Raw genomic sequence first — 20,367 nt, 5'->3', positions numbered from 1 at the left:
TAATAGAACCTTTTGCTTAGTTATAATTCACATTAGGATAGATAATGTTGATTTATGGCTAAGGTAATCATCGAGGTGAATGCTTTGGTTAAGAAAGAACTTATTGGCAGAATGGTACTTTCAGAAGCAGGACACGATAAAGGTGACTTGTATATAATAATAGGAGAATATTCGAAGGATTCTGTATTATTAGTCAATGGAAGTACAAAAACCACAAAAAAACCTAAATTAAAAAAGTTTAAGCATTTATCTCTTACTGATGTGCTTGATGAAGAAATTCAGAAAAGCATTCATGAAAAAGATAAAAATTTAGATTTAATAATTAAGAGGTTTTTGAAACTCAATGGTAATGTCAAGGAGGGTTGATTACCTTATGTCAAAAAGTGATGTAATAGAAATGCAAGGAGTTGTATTAGAAGCACTGCCAAATGCAATGTTTCAAGTAGAACTAGAAAGTGGGCATACAATATTAGCTCATATTTCAGGAAAATTAAGAATGAACTTCATTAGAATTCTTCCAGGAGATAAAGTAACAGTTGAACTTTCTCCTTACGATCTTACAAGAGGAAGAATAACATGGAGAGCAAAATAAGAGCCTAATTTAGGCTTATCATTAATGAGGAGGGTTACCGATGAAAGTAAGACCATCAGTTAAGCCTATGTGCGAAAAATGCAAAGTTATAAGAAGAAAAGGAAGAGTAATGGTAATCTGTGAAAATCCTAAGCACAAACAAAAACAAGGCTAATAGATTAAATAAATTATAATAGTTGCTGAAGAATTTTATTTGACTTTTTGTCAAAAGTCAAATAAAATTATATAGGCATTAAATAAACCAATTAAAGTATTAGAAGCGGCTGATTCTGAAGGAAACTTCAAAATTTTCTAATATTTTTAATAATAATAACATTAGTTTCAAAAGTTTCAAATACCAGGAGGTGTAAGTTTTAATGGCAAGAATAGCAGGTATCGACCTACCAAGAGAAAAAAGAGTTGAAATAGGTCTAACATATATATATGGAATAGGACTACCTACTTCTAAGAAAATATTAGCTACAACTGGTGTTAATCCAGATACAAGAGTTAAAGACTTAACAGAAGAGGAAGTTAATTCAATCAGAGAATACGTTAATCATAACATAAACGTTGAAGGTGACTTAAGAAGAGAAGTTGCTTTAAATATAAAGAGATTAGTTGAAATAGGATGCTATAGAGGAATAAGACATAGAAAAGGACTTCCAGTTAGAGGTCAGAAGACTAAGACTAACGCTAGAACAAGAAAAGGTCCTAAGAAGACTATGGCAAACAAGAAAAAGTAGTAAGGAGGTAAGGTAATGGCTCAGAACGTTAAAAAGACTAGAAGAAGAAGAGAAAGAAAGAACATAGAGCATGGTGCAGCACATATTAAATCAACATTTAATAACTCTATCGTAACATTAACAGATGTTTCAGGAAATGCTTTATCATGGTCAAGTGCTGGATCTCTAGGATACAAGGGATCAAGAAAGAGCACTCCATTTGCAGCACAGATGGCAGCTGAAGCAGCAGCTAAAGATGCAATGGAACACGGTTTAAAGAGTGTTGAAGTTTACGTAAAAGGACCAGGTGCTGGTAGAGAAGCTGCTATAAGATCATTACAGGCAGCAGGACTTGAAGTAACTTTAATTAAAGATGTTACCCCAATTCCACACAATGGTTGTAGACCACCTAAGAGAAGAAGAGTTTAGTACAATAGCAGGAGGTGTAAATTAATGGCAAGATATACTGAAGCTACATGTAGATTATGTAGAAGAGAAGGTATGAAATTATTCCTTAAAGGGGATAGATGTTATACAGATAAATGTGCATTCGCTAGAAGAAGCTATGCACCAGGACAACACGGAGCTAGCAGAAAGAAAATGTCTAACTACGGGTTACAATTAAGAGAAAAGCAAAAAGCTAAGAGAATATACGGAGTTCTTGAAGGTCAGTTCAGAAAATACTATGAAAAGGCTGAAAGAATGAGAGGAATAACAGGTGAAAACTTATTAGTTCTTCTTGAAATGAGATTAGACAATGTTGTTTACAAATTAGGATACGGTGCATCAAGAAATGAAGCTAGACAGTTAGTTACTCATGGACATTTCCTAGTTAACGGACACAAAGTTGATATCCCATCATATAAGTTAAGCGTAAATGATGTTATTACAGTTTGCGATAATAGCAAGGCTACTGAAAAGTTCAAGACTTTTGCAGAAAATCCAAAGCCATTACCAAAATGGATAACAGCTAATGCTGATAATTTTGAAGGAACTGTTGTTGCAGTACCTGCAAGAGAAGACATAGACGTACCAGTAAATGAAACTCTAATCGTTGAGTTATACAGCAAGTAATAGATTGATGTTTGCAAAGGGAATATTTTTTCTCTTTTGCAAATATAGAATCAGTTGCCCTCAAAGATAAGTTGCCATTTTAATACAAGGAGGGTTCGTGGATGTTAGAAATAGAAAAGCCAATAATTGAATGTGTTGAATCTAATGAGGATGGCACATATGGCAAATTTGTTGTTGAGCCTCTTGAAAGAGGATATGGAATAACTCTTGGAAATGCTTTAAGAAGAATATTATTATCTTCTTTACCAGGAGTTGCAGCATCATCAATTAAGATTGATGGAGTTGTACATGAATTTTCAACTGTTCAGGGTGTTAAGGAAGATGTAACTGAATTAATACTTAATATTAAGACATTAGCGCTTAAGATGACAGGAGAAGGCCCTAAGACAATTTATATAGATGCAAAAGGACCTGGAGTTGTTACAGGTGCTGATATAAAGACAGATGGAGATGTAGAAGTTGTTAATAAAGATGTCCATATTGCTACATTAGACGATGATGGTAGATTATATATGGAAATCACTGTTAACAGAGGAAGAGGTTATGTTACTCAGAACAGAAATAAAACTGATGATCTTCCAATCTCAGCTATAGCTGTAGATTCAATATACACTCCAGTTAAGAGAGTAAACTTCACAGTAGAAAACACTAGAGTAGGTCAGAATACTGATTACGATAAGTTAACTCTTGAAGTTTGGACTAATGGAACAGTTAAGATAGAAGAAGCAATAAGCTTATCTGCAAAAATACTTATAGAACACTTTAAGTTATTCTTAACATTAACTGATAACACTAATGATGTTGAAATAATGGTTGAGAAAGAAGAAGACAAGAAAGAAAAAGCTCTTGAAATGACTATTGAAGAGTTAGATCTTTCAGTTAGATCATATAACTGCTTAAAGAGAGCTGGTATTAATACTGTTCAGGAATTAGCTCAGAGATCTATGGATGATATGATGAAAGTCAGAAATCTTGGAAAGAAATCTCTTGAAGAAGTAGAAAGAAAGTTAAAAGAATTAGGCTTAGGTTTAAGATTAAACGAAGAGTAAAAAGGAGGCAGTGTCATGGCAGGAACTCGTAAGTTAGGTCGTCCAACTGACCAAAGAAGAGCTATGCTTAGAAACCTTACAACAAGTTTATTAAAGCATGGTAAGATAGAAACAACAGTAACTAGAGCTAAAGAAACTAGATGTTTAGCAGAAAAGATGATAACTCTTGGAAAAAGAGGAGATCTTCACGCTAGAAGACAGGCTTTAGCATTCGTAACTGAAGAGGATGTTGTTAAGGAATTATTTGATAACATAGCTCCAAAGTATGCTGAAAGAAACGGTGGATACACTAGAATGATTAAAATGGGACCAAGAAGAGGCGACGCTTCTGAAATGGTAATCCTTGAATTAGTATAGTAGGATTCGCAGATAAGGGATTAAGTGTTATCTTAATCCCTATTTTAATATCCAAAAAATATTGACAAAGAATTAACTTGAACACATAATTTATCATAAGGATTTCAAAATATACTGCTTATATATTAAATTAACTAAGAATAATGGATAATTTAATATGTAAGTAGTTTTGAACAATTGGAGGGGAATATCATGGATAACTCTACTATAATTCAATGTAAAGATCTTGTTCATAAATATATAGATAATGAACAGAAAGAAAAAGTAGCTTTAAATGGGGTTAATTTGTCAGTAAAAAAAGGAGAATTTCTTGTTGTATTGGGTCATAACGGATCAGGAAAATCTACAATAGCAAAACATATGAATGTATTGCTGCTTCCATCTGGTGGAAAGGTTTATGTAGATGGAATGGATACTGAAGATGAAAGTAATCTATGGGAGATAAGAAAAACTGCAGGTATGGTATTTCAAAATCCTGATAATCAGCTTGTAGCTACAATAGTTGAAGAAGATGTGGCTTTTGGGCCAGAAAACATTGGTGTTGAGCCTGCTGAGATCAGAAAAAGAGTAGATGAAAGTTTAAAGAAGGTTGGTATGTATGAATATAGAAAACATGCGCCACATCTATTATCAGGAGGACAGAAGCAGAGAGTAGCTATTGCAGGTATATTAGCAATGAAACCCAAATGCATTATTTTTGATGAGCCTACAGCTATGCTTGATCCTTCTGGAAGAAAAGAAGTACTTAATGCAATCAAACAGATTAATAAGGAAAATGGTATTACAATAGTACTTATTACTCACTATATGGATGAAGCAGCTCAGGCTGATAGAATTGTTGTTATGGATAATGGGGAGATAAAACTTGAAGGTACACCTAGAAAAGTATTTTCTAATGTTGAACTTATGAAGAACTTAGGACTTGATGTACCACAGGTAACTGAGCTTGCTTATGAACTGAAGAAGTCAGGAATAGATATAAGTATAGAAATATTAAATATAGATGAGATGGTGAATGCGTTATGTCAATTAAGATAGAAAACTTAGTGCACATTTATATGGCAGGTGGTCCTTTTGAGAAAAAAGCACTTGATAATATAAATCTTGAGATAAAAGATGGTGAATTTGTCACACTTATAGGTCACACAGGATCAGGTAAATCTACACTTATCCAGCATCTTAACGGATTACTTAAGCCTACTTCAGGAAGAATAGTAGTTGATGGAGTAGATATTACTGAGAAGAATGTAAAACTAACTGAAATAAGAAAAAAGATAGGTCTTGTATTTCAATATCCAGAATATCAGTTATTTGAAGAAACTATTGAAAAGGATATACAGTTCGGTCCTAGAAATTTAGGCTTAAGTGAAGAGGAAATAAATAAAAGAGTTAAAAAAGCTATGAGTATGGTTGGACTTGATTATGAAGAATATAAAGATAAATCTCCATTTGAATTAAGTGGTGGTCAGAAAAGAAGAGTAGCTATTGCAGGTGTTGTTGCTATGGAGCCTAAGGTTCTTATTCTTGATGAGCCTACAGCAGGCTTAGACCCTAAAGGTAGGGATGAAATACTTGCTCAGGTAAAACAGCTGCACAAGGAATATAACATGACTACAATCATTGTAAGCCATAGCATGGAAGATGTTGCCAAGATAGCTGATAGAGTAATAGTCTTGAACAAAGGAAAAGCTGTACTTGATGGAGTACCAAGAGATATCTTTAAAAATATAGATATGCTTGAAAGCATAGGACTTGCAGTTCCACAGGTTACATATCTTGAAAGAGCACTTAAGGAAAAAGGATTTAAGCTTGAAGGTGATATGATAACTGTTGAAGAAGCTAAGAGAGTTATCTTAAAAGCATTAAAATCAGGACAGAGGGGTGAGGTATAATGCTTAAGGAAATTACTATAGGACAGTATATACCTGGAGATTCATTTGTTCATAGGCTTGATCCGAGAACAAAGATATTAAGTTCCATTTTATTTATTGTAGCTTTATTCTTAATTAATAAATATGTGGGCTATATTGCTGTATTTGCGTATTTAGGAACGGCTATAATAAGTTCCAGGATTAAATTTAAAATGCTTTATAATGGCCTTAAACCAGTATTTATATTAATATTGTTTACAGCAGCACTTAATGTATTTATGACTACAGGTACAGAAAGTTCGCTCCTATTTCATAAAGGCTTTATAAAGATTTATAAGGAAGGTGTTAATACAGCAGTGTTCATGAGTTTAAGACTGGTACTTCTTATTTTAGGGACATCTCTATTAACACTTACAACATCACCAATAGAACTTACAGATGGTATTGAAAGTCTTTTAAAGCCATTGAAGAAGATTGGAGTTCCTGCACATGAACTTGCTATGATGATGACAATAGCACTAAGATTTATACCTACATTGATGGACGAGACAGATAAGATCATGAAGGCACAACAGGCAAGAGGTGCTGATTTTGAATCAGGAAACATTATTCAGAAGGCAAAAAATCTTATTCCATTACTTGTTCCATTATTTATTAGTTCTTTTAGAAGAGCTGATGAACTTGCTATGGCTATGGAAGCAAGATGCTATAGAGGCGGCAAAGGCAGAACAAGAATGAAGCAACTTTCATATGCAGCGATAGATTATGTAGCGTTCCTGCTTATTCTTGCACTTATAGCAGTAGGATTTTACGTTAGATTTGCATTAAAATAAATTATTTGGGTGATACTTTGAGAAATATACGAATTAAATTAGAATATGATGGTACAGAATATCATGGTTGGCAGAAGCAGCCACACGATGTTACTATCCAGGAAAAAATAGAAGAGGCTGTTTTTAAAGTGACAGGTGAAAAGGTAGAAGTTATAGGATGCTCCAGAACCGATTCTGGAGTACATGCTAAAGAATATATAGCAAACTTCCATGTAGGAGACAGAGTGCCTGTATTTAAGTTCAGAGGTGCATTAAATTATATGCTACCTAACGACATAGTTGTGCTTGAGGCTGAAGAGGTAGATGAAGATTTTCATGCAAGATATGATTCTAAAGGAAAGACTTATTCATATACAATACTTAATAGGTATATGCCTTCAGCTATAGAAAGAAATTTAGTCTATCATGTTAAATATAAACTTGATGTAGATAAAATGAAAGAAGCTTGTAAATACTTTATAGGAAAGCATGACTTTGCAGCATTTAAGACACAGGGAGCATCTGTAAAGACATCAGTGAGAACTGTAAGTGAACTTAGAATCGAAACATATGGGGAACATATAAAATTTTATATTTCTGCTGATGGATTTTTATATAATATGGTTAGAATAATAGCAGGTACACTTGTTATGGTTGGCTCAGGTAAGATAGAACCGCAGCAAGTTAAGGAAATAATTGATTCAAAGGATAGAAGAAGGGCTGGTCACTGTGCACCTGCATGTGGATTATGCCTGGAAAAAGTTTTTTATTAAAAATACAAAAAAATGTTGACACACCCGTAAGCGTGTATTATAATATTTAATGTTGTTGAATTATGTACATACGGTTCAGTACGTGGATCATGACATAAAGCTAATAGAGACAGAAGATATAAATGCATTAAAGCATTAAAAATTTTTAGGGAGGGAATACTGATGAAATCATACATCGCAAAACCACAAGAAGTTGAAAGAAAATGGTATGTTGTAGATGCAGCAGGTAAGCCACTAGGAAGAGTTGCTAGCCAGGTTGCTTCAATATTAAGAGGAAAAAATAAGCCAACATTTACACCTAATGTTGACTGTGGAGATTTCGTTATAGTTATAAACGCTGAAAAAGTTGTTTTAACTGGTAAGAAATTAGACCAAAAATTATTAAGAAAGCACAGCTTATATCCAGGCGGATTAAAAGAAACTCCATACAGAGAAGTTTTAGATAAGAAACCAGAATTTGCTTTTGAAGAAGCTGTTAGAAGAATGCTTCCAAAGGGTGTTCTAGGCAGACAAATGCTTAAGAAATTAAATGTATACAGAGGTGCTGAGCACAATCACGAAGCTCAAAAACCAGAAGTACTTGAATTAAGATACTAATAAGCGAATTCGGGAGGAGGAATTGAAATGGCAAAAGTTCAATACATGGCAACTGGAAGAAGAAAGAGATCTGTTGCAAGAGTAAGACTTGTACCTGGAGAAGGTAAAGTTATAATAAATAAGAGAGATGAAAATGAATACTTTGGTTTAGAAACTTTAAGAGTTATCTGTAACCAACCTTTAGTTCTTACTGAAACTAAAGCTAAGTATGACGTATTAGTTAACGTTCACGGTGGTGGAGTTAGCGGTCAGGCAGGAGCTATCAGACACGGTGTGGCTAGAGCACTTGTTAAAGCTGACGAAACATTAAAGCCAGAATTAAAGAAAGCTGGATTCTTAACAAGAGACCCAAGAATGACTGAAAGAAAGAAACCAGGTCTTAAGAAAGCAAGAAGAGCTCCACAGTTCTCAAAGAGATAGTTCTTCGAAATATATGTACAAAATCCTACAGGTTTTACCTGTGGGATTTTTTTTATGTAAAAATAATACTGTTAATTTTTATAATATGTTTTAATTGTGTAATTGGTTTTGCTGGAACTTTACGTGGAATATCTGGTGTTGTAAAAGCAAATAGGGAAGGATTGATACCTGTGTGTAATGCAGTTTTACATGGTGTACTTCAATTTATTCCATTCATCAACATATTTGATAGTATTATTTTAAGGATTAAGATTAAAAAAGGAAACTGATATAATTTTGCAAAAAAGTTCTGTTATACAATACAGGGCTTTTTTGCTATGGTAAAGAATAAGTTGACTAATTTGCTACATATATTTTTCTGTTATAAAGGAGTATATTTTAATTATGGGATAAATTAAAACAATACAGGAGGGTTTAAAAGATGGTTGATGAAAAGATTATGGTTGAAAAGAGAAATAGGAAACTTCTTGATATGCTTATTAAGAAAATTGAAAGTGAATACAGGAACGATGTTGATTTTATTGGACTTACTGGTTCATGCAAGTCAGGTGATTTTGATAAATATTCAGATCTTGATCTTGTGATAATTAAATCAGATGATTCTGATAAGTGGTTTAACATGTGCTTTATAAATGAATATGATGATCTTGATGTAGGATATGATTTTTATACTATGGATTGGAAGTACATTGCAAGTAAAGTAGGAAGTACATGGGCAGCACATATTATTGATGTTGAGCCAGTATGGTATGCATCAGAAGAGGTAGAGAATAGATGGAATAATCTAAAGAAGAAAGCTGAAGAAAATATAAAGCAGCCTATTACTAAAGATAAGATAGAATCTGCAGAAGAAAACTTAGATAGAGCAAAAAGGTATTTTACAGATCTTATGATAAGTGATAAGACAGAGGATAAGAAGACACTATTGTCTGAAATGCTAATGGAGCTTACAGATGTTATCTGTCTGTTAAATAACACTTATTATACTTATGGCATAAAGCAGCGTATTCAGGAAATTGAAAAGATGAAATGTCCTAATAATTTTTCAGAGTTATACTGGAATGCAATAAAAGCTGATAGTGACGTAGACATTAAGAACTATGCACAAGAAGTTCTAAAATCTACATCAATATTTTTTAAGAATATGAAAGATAGTATAGTTAAAATCAAGCTGCCATCTGCTGACTCTGTTAGAGGTTCATATGAAGAGCTTGTTTCTAATTACAAAAACAAGGTACGAAGAGCTGTAGAAAATAATGATATACAGTTAGCAGTACTTGCATCATGCTGTATACAGGAATATATTGAGGAAATGACAGAAGAGTGTGGAATGCCTGAATTTAACATAGGAAAGTATCTTGATTTAGACAATCTCTCTAAGTTGTCTGATGGCTTTCGTGAATTAGAAGAGGTATATCTTGCAGAATACAAGAAACTAGGAATACAAGCTGATAGAAGGTGCATAAAGTAGCTAGTAAAGAATACAGTGGTACATTACTTGTTGTTTCAGGATAGAATTGTAGTGCAATTTGATTTATTGAGGTAATATGTAAATGTATGTTACAAAAACTCCTTATCATAAAAAAATAAAAATAGCAATAGGGGAATTAAAGGGGCAGATATTATGGAATTAAAGAAAGTGGATGATAAAAATATCTGGAAGGTGATCAAGCTTTCAGTAAATGATGATCAGAAGGATTTTGTGGCAACAAATACAGAAAGTATCCTTGAAGCTTATACAACTATAACTTCAGGAAGAGTTGCTTTGCCTTTTGGGATTTATGATAGATAAGTCATATCAGGGGAAAGGCTTGGGTAGAAAAGCTTTAAAAACTGCGATTGACTATATACATACTAATCCTTGCGGACAAGCCGGGTACTGTTGGCTTTCTTACGAACCAGAAAATGTTGCAGCTAAATCACTGTATAACTCTATGGGATTTATTGAAAATGGTCAGATGTGTGATGATGAGATTGTAGCTGTTTTAAAGCTAAAGAAATGATTGGAGAAAATTCGTGGATATAAGTGAAATCTATCAGAACTACTATAATAGCTAAGGACTATATGCTTTCATGAATTCATTAATAAAGCACGAAAAGATAAAAATAAGTACTTAGTTGAAACCGAAGATTGGTAAACTTTGGAGAGTGAAGGGAAGCTTCTTGCCAGCATAACAGTTGAGCCTGAAGAGGAGATTATTGTAGATGAAGAAATCAGAGATATGCAGAATGGATGTTTTCTGGCTATGGTAAGAAAGCTTACTTTAAATCAAAGAAGTATATTTTCACTAGTTGATATGTATGGTTTTGATATAGATAATGCTGCTGGAATACTAAATATAACGAAGGGAGCAGCAAAGGGACTTCTTTATAGGGCTAGAATGAATATAGATTCTTTCTTTGCAGATCACTGCAGTATTCTTAATGAAAAAAATCCGTGTTCATGTAGAGTCTGGATCACTTTTTCTAAGAAACGCGAAAATTTGCAGAAGAGTACAAAAAGGATAATAGAAAAATTGGATTTTACTGAAAAGGGATATTTTTATGATGAAGATGTCAAAGAAAAGCACTCTTGATGAAAAGACTCATGAACTTGCATATATATCAGTGCTTGTAACAGCAAGGATGTATGGAGGGCTTCCTTTTCATATAGCAAGAGCTAAGCAGCTTGGAGCGTCTACGGAGGATATAAAGAGTGCAATGCTTCTCCCTATGCCGATAATAGGCATTCAGGTAGCTGAGGCACTGCCATATCTAAAAGAAGAAAAGTAGTTAGTGAAATTAACTGATACGGAAAACATATAAACAAGGCTGATACATAGTAATTCAGATATTAGTATGTATCGGTCTATTTTGTTATAGAAATATATGGTGATATGGAATTAAGTGGGATGTGCAAAGGGGAGATAATATGAAAAAAAATACACTTACAAAAATAATAATAGCAATTATTATTGCAGTTGGGATAATAGTAATTATTATTGGCACAATAATAGATACCATAAGAGGTAACTAATTCACATCTTTTTTGGGAAGGGAAAAATGACACAAAATATGATATGAGCAGAGGATTTGTTGTAAAAGGAAAGGATACAGCAGTATTTCTTCAGGACAAACTATCAGAGATGGGATTAACACCAAAAGAATATAATGAATTTATTGTATACTGGCTTCCTAAGATGCAGGACAACCCATATAACTTGATAACATTTCAAGGAAAATCATATACAAACAGTGCTAAGCTAAAGGTAGATCCTAAACCAGACAGTGTATTAAGAGTATTTATGGCTTATAAAAAATTAAATAAGCCTGTAGAGATTGAAAAACCTGATATTAAAGAATTTCATCGTAGAGGATTTACAGTTGTTGAATGGGGCGGAAGAGAAGTAAAATAGTTATCTTAACAATAGGGGTGAATAAAAATGGCAGAAAAGAATGCAGTTGAATTATTTGATATGAAAGTTGCACATGTAGGTATCAACGCAAATGATGATAAAGAAGCTCTACAGTTTGCAGAGAAGTTTTTAAGTCTTATGGGTCTTCAGATTAACGAAACACCTGTATCATACTTTAATGATAGTCTCATTGAAATTATGAAGAAGAATGGCAGAGGCACTAATGGCCATATTGGATTTGCAGTTAATGACTGTGAAAAGGCTATGAAGTACTTTGAAGATAGAGGTATGAAGACTGTAGAGGAAACTAAGAAATTTGATAAGGATGGAAAGTGCACTTTTGTTTATTTTGATGGAGATATAGGTGGCTTTGCAGTACATCTTATACAGAAATAAAAAGGAAGATATTAACATCGTTGATTAAATGATATTGGTTATAGGGGGAGTTGCTGTCATTGGGGAAAATAAATGAAATATGCAGAGTTATTTGTCTTCAGAAATGTGTTACAGACAAAGTAATTGATCTAGACAAAAAGATTGATTATACAAAAGCTGAATCATCATTAACAAAGTTATTTTCAAGATCGTCATGGGATGATGGGAGAAAAGAAATAAAAGCAATGTTAGGTGATGATCCTGATGGACTCAAGATCCTTACATGTATGTTGCATTGTGCTGAAATGTCTTATGACATGTATAAAAATAAGGGAATAAGCGATAAGATATTTGCTGATACAATGAAGTGTTTCACAAGATTCATCAATGAACATAATGATGGATATGGAACGATGCAGTTTGACAGGGACTGGTGGACAGCAAGGCAGATATCACATAATCTTTTCAGGATTGGTGAACTAGAATATGAAAAAGCAAGTAAAAAAGTAATAAGAATTCATATACCATCTGATGCAGTGCTTGTTCATCCTGGAAATAACCTTATATAAATACTAATATATTTTCATAAGGAGGCCTAAAAAGAGGAATGTGGTATGATATAATTACAAACATGGGAAAAATTAATATGGGGTAAATTGTAATGAAGAAAATAATACTTTTAACTGAGAAAAGCGTAAAAGCAATATTTACTGGAATGTTTATTTTTATTTTGCTAGATGTGATCTTTTTATCTTTTCAGGATTACTGTGATAAGCAGAAATTCATCATGTCTAATATTGGATTGATAATTATTACATTTGTAATATTAGCTACATTAACAATTGTATTATATAAAAAATACAATTTAATAGAGATGATGTTGTCTAGAAACTGGCAGATTAAAATAACAGTTACTGTTATACTGTTATTGATAATACAAATATTTATATGCAGCAGGATAACATTTTTTACTGGCTGGGATGCCAGAAATGTATTTTTAAATGCGCAGAGAATAGTTAGAGGTGAATTTGGTAATCTTGATAATCTATATTTTTCAAGGTACCCTAATAACATATTTATAACAGGCATCTTTTCGGGAATAATCAAGATATGCAGTTTTTTTTGTGTTAATGATAATGAAAACCAGCTTATAGCTTTAGCTGTTGTTCAATGTGTTTTATCAAGTGCTGCAGGACTACTGATATTTTTAACTATAAAAGACTGGCTAAAGTCACTTACTTTATCATGGGTTGGATGGATAGCATATGTTATACTTCTTGGAACATCTCCATGGCTTGTTATACCATATTCAGATTCAATGGGGATTCTTATTCCTATATTAATTCTAAGAATATATCACTTTATACAGAATGGTAAGTGTGCTTACATAAAATGGATAGCTGTTTCGGTACTTGCATTTATAGGCTATCATATAAAGCCACAGACTTTAATAGTGTTTATTGCAGTGCTTATTATAGAATCAGCTCATTTGATATCAGAAGCAGATAAGAAAAAACTAAAAAAATCAGCATTTGTTATAGCAGTTATAGCGGTAGTAGTAATAGTATCATCTGCAGCAAATCAGTTTTATAGAGAATCATTAGGATTTAAATTGGACAAGAATAAAGAAATGGGTATGATGCATTTTGCTATGATGGGACTAAACAATGTAACTGATGGTGTGTATTATGCTGAAGATGTAAAGTGTTCTTTTGACTTCCCTGATGTTAAGTCAAGAAATGCAGGAAATATGAAAGTTATTAAAGAAAGAATCGCTAATTATAATGGCATAGATTTTATGATGCATATAATTCGTAAAGCACTTATTAATTTTAATGATGGAACGTTTGCTTATGGTAAAGAAGGAGAGTTTTACGTTAAGGAATTTCCTAATAAGGATTCAGTGATATCACCATTTCTTAGAAATATCTTCTGGGTTTCCGGTAGATATTATGGAGGTTTTGCAGCAGTAAAGCAATCAGTATGGTTGTTGAACCTTATGCTGATGATCGGCTTTGTAATCAGTTATTCTAAGTTTAGAATTGAAGGCAAAGAACAACAGTCATTATATCTTTCGTTGATAGGAATAACTGTCTTTGAGATGATTTTTGAGCCACGTGCCAGATATCTGCTTGTGTATGGACCTTTCTTTATAATTGCAGGAGTTATGGGGTATCAGTATATAACTAAAATAATAAAAAAGAAATATAATGCTTTATAAAGAAAATATTTGAAAAACAAATATTTGAAAAACAAATATTTGAAAAACAAATATTTTATGTTATTATAATATTATGTTATAGATGAAAGGAGAAATGGAATATGAAAAGAGTTAAATTAAGCGAGGTAGTACTAGGCTAATTTAATATATTAGCATCATGGAAAGTAAAAGACCATATTATTTATGGTTTTATTGTGGTGCATTCATATTTCTGATCTTTTTGTGAATAAAATTGTAAATTTATAGTCACATCGATTGGTGTGGCTTTTTTTATATAAAAAATAGAATATTTGAGTATCACATTATGTTTTACTTTCTAAAAAAGATTTTATATTTAGGAAGGAAGTATTAATAATGATTATTGAATCTGAAAGACTTAGAATAAGACCTAGAACAATGGAAGAAATGGACAAACTGTATAAAGCGGAACAAGATGAAGAGATGAAGAAGGCATACTTAGAAATGATTAAGTGCATGAAGAATGACTTAGAACATCAGGAATGGGGAGCAGACTGGCTGATTGAGCTTAAAGAAGGTACATCAATTGGAGGTATATGTTTTAAAGGTGGGCCAGATGAAAAAGGAATTGTTGAAATAGGATATGGTATAGACGAAGAATATAGACGTAAAGGATATGCAACTGAAGCTGTTTATGACGTGACTGAATGGGCAATGAAGCAGAAGGGTGTACTTTGTGTAACTGCACAGACAGATATAGATAATGAAATATCAAAGAAAGTCCTTAGAAAAAATAACTTTGTAGAGGATGGCATGGGGGAAGAAGGACCATTGTTTAAAAAGTACAGATATGCGGATAATACAGGAAGTCTTAAAGAAAAAGTGATAATCAGAGAAGAAAGAGAAAGCGATTATTATGAAACTGAACTTGTGGCTAAAAGAGCATTTTGGAATCTTCATGTGCCTGGCTGTAATGAACATTATCTTGTTCATTTATTGAGAGAAAGCAAAGATTATCTGCCAGAGCTTAGCAGAGTGGCAGAGATTGACGGTAAAATTGTAGGAGAAATTTTTTATGCCATGTCATATGTGATGGATGGCGACAAAAAGATTGATGTGCTAACTTTTGGACCGCTATGTGTAGATCCTATGTATCAGAATTTAGGTATAGGAAGCAGACTCCTTGAAGAGACAATGGAGATTGCAAGACAAAAAGGACATAAAGCAATAATTATCTTTGGAGAACCATACTATTATCCACGTCATGGCTTTAAGACATGTGATAATTTTGGAATAACAACTTGTGATGGCGAAAATTTTGATCCATTTATGGGAATTGAACTTGTAAAGGATGGACTTAAAGATGTTAAAGGAAAGTTCTATGAAGCAGCTGTATATGAAGAATGTAATAGTTATACAGCTAAAGCTGATGAATATGATAAAAAGTTTCCATATATGATGAAATTAAAAATGCCATGGCAGTGGAATTAGAATAATATTACTAAAATAAATAAAAAATTAGAGCACGAAGAACTCGACAAACTGGAATTTATAGAGATTAGAGATATGAGAGCAGAGATAAGAGAACAGGATGAAATTAGCTCGCTATACTTACTAATTTCTGAATATCAATGGAGGCATATCCTCCAAACCTCTAAAGTTATAATCTTTAAAGAGTTTTTAAGAGGAACATGTTCTCTTATTTAAGCAGGTATTCCAAATCTTCGATTTGGCATATTCGCTTACGTCTTGACCAAGCAGGTATTCCAAATCTTTGATCTGATATGTTCGCTTATTCCTTGGCTCGAAACTCCAATAGGAGTTTCTTCCTTTTCTCTTCTCTCTTAGTTCTGATTTCTAATCTATTATTAAATTCTAATTTATCCATATGCCTATGTGAAAGTATATAATATTATAACTAATAAGTATTTGGGGTGGTAAGGATGACAAAAATTTTAGTATCAGCAGCACTATGTATAGATATATCAGTAAAAGTGAAAGGATTTCCTGTAAAATATGAACCAATTGAAGTCAATAGCTTTGGAATTAGTTCGGTTATTGGTGGCGTATGCGCTAATGTAAGTAAGGCCTTTAAAACATTAGAAGATCATGTTGATGTAATATCACTTCTTTCAGATGATGATGAAAGTCAAAGAATTCGCAGTTTTCTTAATAAAGAAGGTATTGGAACGTATTATATAGATGATAGTCTTAAGGCCACTCCACATTCTGTAATTTTATATGATAAAAGTGGGAAAAGACTTATTGAGAGTGATATGAAGAACATTTATGAAAAAAGTATATCACCAGAAGTACTTAATACTAAAGATATTGATCAGTATGATGCAATTGTGTTTGGAAATTTTAGCTTTAATTATGAACTGATCAAGGAATGTAGAAAAAGAAATAAACTTACAGTATGTGATGTTCAAGTGCTTGATAGCATAAATAATGAAAAAAACAAAAACTTTATGAAATATACAGATATTCTTTTCTTTAGTGATGAGAAAGTTCCAGGAGATCTTGAGAGTTTTATTAGGGCAGTTGCTGAAAAGTATAACAATAAGATAATAATTGTAGGAAGAGGAAAAGAAGGAGCAGCATTATATGTAAACGAAGAAAATAGGCTGTATATGGTAGAGGCACCTGACATAAGACCTGTAGTGAACACTGTTGGTGCAGGGGATGCATTATGTACAGCATTTGTACATTATTATTTAAAAGGGGACAAGCCACTTGATGCTTTAAAGAAAGCAGAGATTTTTGCATCATACAAGATAGGAGAAAATGGCGCATCAGTAGGTTTCCCTAACGAGTCAATAGTAGAAAATTATTATCGAGTCTTAAAATAATAGTTATAGGGAGAGGTATACATGGATAGGAAAGAATTTATTGCATACAAGAGGAATATGGCTGTGCAAAGGTACAATGAAATATTTTCAAAAGATTATGATTTGAATTGGGGGAGAATAGAATCAGTACATAAAGAAAATCTAGAAAGTCTTTTGAAAACTTTACCTAAATGTCCAGACATACTTGATGCAGCTTGTGGTACAGGAAAATATTTTTCAATCATGAAAAAATACGATACTATAATCACAGGAATAGATCAATCAGAAAAAATGCTTGAAACAGCAAAGAAGAAGTATCAAGATGTTAATGTTAAACTGCTAGGTATGCAGGAGATTTCATTTGAAAATAAATTTGATGCTGTAATTTGTATGGATGCAATGGAAAATATATTCCCTGAAGATTGGGAGCTTGTTATAGGTAACTTTAAGAAATCATTAAAAGAAAATGGAATTTTATACTTTACCGTTGAATTAGAAGATGAGGAAGTTATAAAAGATAAATTTAATGAAGCAGTTAAGATTAATCTACCAGTAAAGTATGGTGAAGTAGCATTAGAAGGATATCACTATTATCCTACAGAAGAATTTGTTAAAGCATGTTTAGTGAATAATGGTTTTAAACTTCTTAAACAAAACAAGTCAGAAGGGTATGCACATTATTTTGCTAAAGCATAATTTAATGGAATTAATGAGGTGAGAAAGATAGTATGGGATTAGCAGAAAATAATACGGAAGTAATTATAGGCGGAGAAAAGTACATTTTTTCAAACAATATAGGAGATAATAAGAATCTGTTTGATAGCTTTAATAAACTAGCCAATAAAAGCTTCGGCATATCATTTAATAGAGTAGGGGGAGAATATGAACCTCATGTGTTATATATGAATGATGAAATATGTGCCAATGTTTCTGTAAATAAGATAACTTTTTATCATAATGGTGAGAAAAGATTTTACATACAGTTAGGTACAGTGATGACTGATAAGAAATACAGAAAAAGAGGGCTTAGCAGATATCTTATTGAAAGCATTGTAGATGAGTGGAAAGATAAATGTGATGCAGTATATCTATTTGCTAATGATAGTGTACTCGATTTTTATCCCAAATTTGGATTTATTAAAAAGGAAGAGTATCATTATAAGTATATGAATCCATCATCAGTAGCAAAGGAATATCAAAAACTTGATATGAATGATGAAAAGAATATACAGCTTGTAATAGATAAAGACAAAGAAGGAAACAGCTTTTCAAAATTATATATGACGGGAAATTATGCTATATTATCATTTTATGCAATGGACTGCATGAAGGAAAATGTATATTATATTAAGGGTTACGATTTAGTGGCTGTTGTTGAATATGAAGATGATAAAATATGGTGCCATGATATATTAGGACAGACTGATGCTGATATAAAAGATGTGCTTAACATTATAGCGCAAGGTCATAAGTGTCCTGTATATTTAGGATTTACACCAAAAGATAATGAAGGCATGATATGTGAAGAACATCATGAAGAGGATACAACATTATTTATAAACAAATGTGGCGAATCAATATTTGATGATGAAAAGCTGATGTTCCCAACAACATCACATGCTTAATTAAAAAATATTTGTTATCTATGTATTCTACATTATAATATAGACAATATTTTATTATTTGGAGGAAACAAATGAACACAGAAAGATTAAAATTTGTACCGTTAAGCTACGAATATCTTGATCAGTATTATGAGGAGTTCAGTGAAGATATAACAAGATACCAGTATCCTGATTCATTTAAAAGCAGAGATGATGCAGAAAAGTTTTTTAACTGGTTCATTAAGCTTAATCAGGAACGCACAAGCATGATTTTTATATTACTAGATGCAGAGGATGAATCATTTGTTGGAGATGTAGAGGCCCATGGGCTTGATACTGATACTCCTGAACTTGGAGTATGGATTGCTAAAAGACATCAGAATAAAGGCTATGCTTATGAAGCAATAAAATCATTCATAGATTATCTTAAAGCAAACTATACAATAGAAAGCTTTATCTATGAAGCTGACAGCAGAAACACTGCAAGTCAGAGATTAGCAGAAAAACTAGGCGCAGTTAAAGGGGAACATGAAGACATAGTAACAGAAAGCGGCAAAGAGCTGCAGCTAGATACATATTATATAAAATAGGTCAAAACTCACAAGTCATACGTCAAAGGTCAAAAGCACAAAGTAAGGATGAAACTCCAAGGGAGTTTCAAAATGGAGGTTACACTCCAAAACTCTGTGATTGCATATTGAAAAGGTTTGGAGGCAAAGTTGCCATTACAATTAATAATTCATGCGCTTGTCACATGAATTATTTCTTTACTTTATGCCTATGACGTTTGACATTGTGTTTAACAGCTGAATTTTAATTTATAATAGTAATTAATAGATTTAAGGGGATGTTATAGTGAGAAAAGAAAAAGAAATGATGGATTTAATTCTTAATACTGCTAAGAGTGATGATAGAATTAAGGCTGTTTATATGAATGGATCTAGAACTAATTCTAATGCTGTTAAAGATATTTTTCAGGATTATGATATTGTGTATGTGGTTGATAGTACAAAGCCTTTTATTGATGATAAAAAGTGGATTGATAGATTTGGAGAAAGGCTTTTTATGCAGTATCCAGATGAAAATCCATATTATGAAGATGAAACTAATAAGCAGGAGTGTTATGGATGGCTGATGCAGTTTGCTGATGGAAATAGGCTTGATCTTCATGTTGTTACATTAAAATATGCAGAACAGGAAGTGTTAAAGGATAAGCTTTGTATAGTGCTTCTTGATAAAGAAGGAATTCTTCCTGATATTCCAAAGGCTTCTGATGAGGATCATTATGTGAAGAGACCAACACAAAAAGAGTTTTTAGCAATTTGCAATGAATTCTGGTGGTGTCTTGATAATGTGGCAAAAGGATTATGGAGAGAAGAACCAACATATGCAATGGACATGCTTAATTATTGTGTACGTCCTCAGCTGGTTAAACTTCTTTCTTGGAAAATAGGTATAAATAATGACTTTAAATGTAGCATAGGTAAGTCAGGAAAGTATATGTACAGATATCTTTCTGAGAATGAATGGAACAAGTTCCTTGAAACATATTCTTCTGCAGATGTTGATGATATTTGGAATGCTGTAATGAAGATGTGCAGCTTGTTCATATACAACATGAATGAAGTGAGTAAGGGGCTAGGCTATGAATGTAATATTAAAGAAGCTGAAAACTGCATGGGATATTTAAAACATGTAAGACAGCTTCCAAAAGATGCAGAGGATATATATTAA

General features: G+C 32.5%; 29 protein-coding genes. All 29 read left to right on the top strand.

Translation table 11 applies throughout. The features are described from left to right. The first annotated feature begins 54 nt into the window (after nt 1–54). Nucleotides 55–366 (top strand): KOW domain-containing RNA-binding protein, encoded by a 312-nt coding sequence (locus tag FYJ33_RS03150; protein ID WP_154530319.1) that lies wholly within the window; start codon nt 55–57, stop codon nt 364–366. A gap of 7 nt (nt 367–373) precedes the next feature. Further along, the gene (gene infA / locus FYJ33_RS03145) at nt 374–592 is read left to right on the top strand and encodes a translation initiation factor IF-1 (protein ID WP_154530318.1); all 219 of its coding nucleotides are present in this window, start codon (nt 374–376) and stop codon (nt 590–592) included. A 40-nt stretch (nt 593–632) separates the two neighbouring features. After that, nucleotides 633–746, top strand: a complete 114-nt coding sequence (gene rpmJ, locus FYJ33_RS03140; protein WP_154530317.1) for a 50S ribosomal protein L36 — start codon at nt 633–635, stop codon at nt 744–746. A 202-nt stretch (nt 747–948) separates the two neighbouring features. After that, complete coding sequence (gene rpsM, locus FYJ33_RS03135) at nt 949–1,317, top strand: 30S ribosomal protein S13 (protein ID WP_154530316.1); 369 nt, start codon at nt 949–951, stop codon at nt 1,315–1,317. 15 nt (nt 1,318–1,332) lie between these two features. Further along, nucleotides 1,333–1,725, top strand: coding sequence for a 30S ribosomal protein S11 (rpsK, locus tag FYJ33_RS03130; protein ID WP_154530315.1), 393 nt, complete (start codon nt 1,333–1,335; stop codon nt 1,723–1,725). A 24-nt stretch (nt 1,726–1,749) separates the two neighbouring features. Then, entirely contained in the window at nt 1,750–2,370 is a 621-nt protein-coding gene (gene rpsD / locus FYJ33_RS03125) for a 30S ribosomal protein S4 (RefSeq protein ID WP_154530314.1), read from the top strand. Nucleotides 2,371–2,471: 101 nt separating this feature from the next. Continuing rightward, nucleotides 2,472–3,419: a DNA-directed RNA polymerase subunit alpha gene (locus tag FYJ33_RS03120; protein ID WP_154530313.1), complete on the top strand. Its 948-nt coding sequence runs from the start codon at nt 2,472–2,474 to the stop codon at nt 3,417–3,419. A 15-nt stretch (nt 3,420–3,434) separates the two neighbouring features. Beyond that, nucleotides 3,435–3,776 carry a 50S ribosomal protein L17 gene (gene rplQ, locus FYJ33_RS03115; protein WP_154530312.1) on the top strand — a complete coding sequence of 114 codons (342 nt, stop codon included), beginning with the start codon at nt 3,435–3,437 and terminating at the stop codon, nt 3,774–3,776. 192 nt (nt 3,777–3,968) lie between these two features. Beyond that, nucleotides 3,969–4,814: an energy-coupling factor transporter ATPase gene (locus FYJ33_RS03110; RefSeq protein WP_154530311.1), complete on the top strand. Its 846-nt coding sequence runs from the start codon at nt 3,969–3,971 to the stop codon at nt 4,812–4,814. After that, nucleotides 4,799–5,668: an energy-coupling factor transporter ATPase gene (locus FYJ33_RS03105; RefSeq protein ID WP_154530310.1), complete on the top strand. Its 870-nt coding sequence runs from the start codon at nt 4,799–4,801 to the stop codon at nt 5,666–5,668. The genes FYJ33_RS03110 and FYJ33_RS03105 overlap by 16 nt, the downstream gene beginning before the upstream one ends. Beyond that, a complete protein-coding gene (locus FYJ33_RS03100; protein ID WP_154530309.1) occupies nt 5,668–6,480 on the top strand; it encodes an energy-coupling factor transporter transmembrane component T family protein in 813 nt (270 codons plus the stop codon). Before FYJ33_RS03105 ends, FYJ33_RS03100 begins: the two co-directional genes overlap by 1 nt. A 17-nt stretch (nt 6,481–6,497) precedes the next feature. Further along, nucleotides 6,498–7,232: a tRNA pseudouridine(38-40) synthase TruA gene (truA, locus tag FYJ33_RS03095; RefSeq protein WP_154530308.1), complete on the top strand. Its 735-nt coding sequence runs from the start codon at nt 6,498–6,500 to the stop codon at nt 7,230–7,232. Between the two features lie 162 nt (nt 7,233–7,394). Continuing rightward, the gene (rplM, locus tag FYJ33_RS03090) at nt 7,395–7,829 is read left to right on the top strand and encodes a 50S ribosomal protein L13 (protein ID WP_154530307.1); all 435 of its coding nucleotides are present in this window, start codon (nt 7,395–7,397) and stop codon (nt 7,827–7,829) included. Nucleotides 7,830–7,856: 27 nt separating this feature from the next. After that, the gene (rpsI, locus tag FYJ33_RS03085) at nt 7,857–8,249 is read left to right on the top strand and encodes a 30S ribosomal protein S9 (protein ID WP_154530306.1); all 393 of its coding nucleotides are present in this window, start codon (nt 7,857–7,859) and stop codon (nt 8,247–8,249) included. A gap of 421 nt (nt 8,250–8,670) precedes the next feature. Continuing rightward, nucleotides 8,671–9,720 carry a nucleotidyltransferase domain-containing protein gene (locus FYJ33_RS03080; protein WP_154530305.1) on the top strand — a complete coding sequence of 350 codons (1,050 nt, stop codon included), beginning with the start codon at nt 8,671–8,673 and terminating at the stop codon, nt 9,718–9,720. 153 nt (nt 9,721–9,873) lie between these two features. Beyond that, nucleotides 9,874–10,041 (top strand): hypothetical protein, encoded by a 168-nt coding sequence (locus FYJ33_RS16615; protein WP_268891439.1) that lies wholly within the window; start codon nt 9,874–9,876, stop codon nt 10,039–10,041. Further along, the gene (locus FYJ33_RS16610) at nt 10,031–10,252 is read left to right on the top strand and encodes a GNAT family N-acetyltransferase (protein WP_268891438.1); all 222 of its coding nucleotides are present in this window, start codon (nt 10,031–10,033) and stop codon (nt 10,250–10,252) included. The genes FYJ33_RS16615 and FYJ33_RS16610 overlap by 11 nt, the downstream gene beginning before the upstream one ends. 138 nt (nt 10,253–10,390) lie before the next feature. After that, nucleotides 10,391–10,825, top strand: a complete 435-nt coding sequence (locus tag FYJ33_RS03070) for an RNA polymerase sigma factor (RefSeq protein ID WP_154530304.1) — start codon at nt 10,391–10,393, stop codon at nt 10,823–10,825. Next, nucleotides 10,794–11,021: a carboxymuconolactone decarboxylase family protein gene (locus tag FYJ33_RS03065; RefSeq protein ID WP_154530303.1), complete on the top strand. Its 228-nt coding sequence runs from the start codon at nt 10,794–10,796 to the stop codon at nt 11,019–11,021. The genes FYJ33_RS03070 and FYJ33_RS03065 overlap by 32 nt, the downstream gene beginning before the upstream one ends. A gap of 287 nt (nt 11,022–11,308) precedes the next feature. Further along, nucleotides 11,309–11,644, top strand: coding sequence for a hypothetical protein (locus FYJ33_RS16190; RefSeq protein ID WP_154530302.1), 336 nt, complete (start codon nt 11,309–11,311; stop codon nt 11,642–11,644). Nucleotides 11,645–11,671: 27 nt separating this feature from the next. Then, complete coding sequence (locus FYJ33_RS03055) at nt 11,672–12,040, top strand: VOC family protein (RefSeq protein WP_154530301.1); 369 nt, start codon at nt 11,672–11,674, stop codon at nt 12,038–12,040. 59 nt (nt 12,041–12,099) lie between these two features. Beyond that, complete coding sequence (locus tag FYJ33_RS03050; protein WP_154530300.1) at nt 12,100–12,588, top strand: acyltransferase domain-containing protein; 489 nt, start codon at nt 12,100–12,102, stop codon at nt 12,586–12,588. Nucleotides 12,589–12,680: 92 nt separating this feature from the next. After that, nucleotides 12,681–14,240, top strand: a complete 1,560-nt coding sequence (locus FYJ33_RS03045) for a glycosyltransferase family protein (protein ID WP_154530299.1) — start codon at nt 12,681–12,683, stop codon at nt 14,238–14,240. A gap of 354 nt (nt 14,241–14,594) precedes the next feature. After that, nucleotides 14,595–15,689 carry a GNAT family N-acetyltransferase gene (locus FYJ33_RS16185; protein ID WP_235900755.1) on the top strand — a complete coding sequence of 365 codons (1,095 nt, stop codon included), beginning with the start codon at nt 14,595–14,597 and terminating at the stop codon, nt 15,687–15,689. Between the two features lie 452 nt (nt 15,690–16,141). After that, nucleotides 16,142–17,050 (top strand): carbohydrate kinase family protein, encoded by a 909-nt coding sequence (locus tag FYJ33_RS03035; protein WP_154530298.1) that lies wholly within the window; start codon nt 16,142–16,144, stop codon nt 17,048–17,050. A gap of 21 nt (nt 17,051–17,071) precedes the next feature. Continuing rightward, a complete protein-coding gene (locus tag FYJ33_RS03030; protein WP_154530297.1) occupies nt 17,072–17,725 on the top strand; it encodes a class I SAM-dependent DNA methyltransferase in 654 nt (217 codons plus the stop codon). Between the two features lie 32 nt (nt 17,726–17,757). Continuing rightward, nucleotides 17,758–18,654, top strand: a complete 897-nt coding sequence (locus FYJ33_RS03025) for a GNAT family N-acetyltransferase (RefSeq protein WP_154530296.1) — start codon at nt 17,758–17,760, stop codon at nt 18,652–18,654. Nucleotides 18,655–18,725: 71 nt separating this feature from the next. Further along, complete coding sequence (locus FYJ33_RS03020; RefSeq protein WP_154530295.1) at nt 18,726–19,223, top strand: GNAT family N-acetyltransferase; 498 nt, start codon at nt 18,726–18,728, stop codon at nt 19,221–19,223. A gap of 265 nt (nt 19,224–19,488) precedes the next feature. After that, complete coding sequence (locus tag FYJ33_RS03015; protein WP_328598644.1) at nt 19,489–20,367, top strand: aminoglycoside 6-adenylyltransferase; 879 nt, start codon at nt 19,489–19,491, stop codon at nt 20,365–20,367.

The organism is Inconstantimicrobium porci, assembly GCF_009696465.1.
GTDB lineage: Bacteria > Bacillota > Clostridia > Clostridiales > Clostridiaceae > Inconstantimicrobium > Inconstantimicrobium porci.
This window is presented reverse-complemented; position numbering and strand designations above follow the sequence as displayed.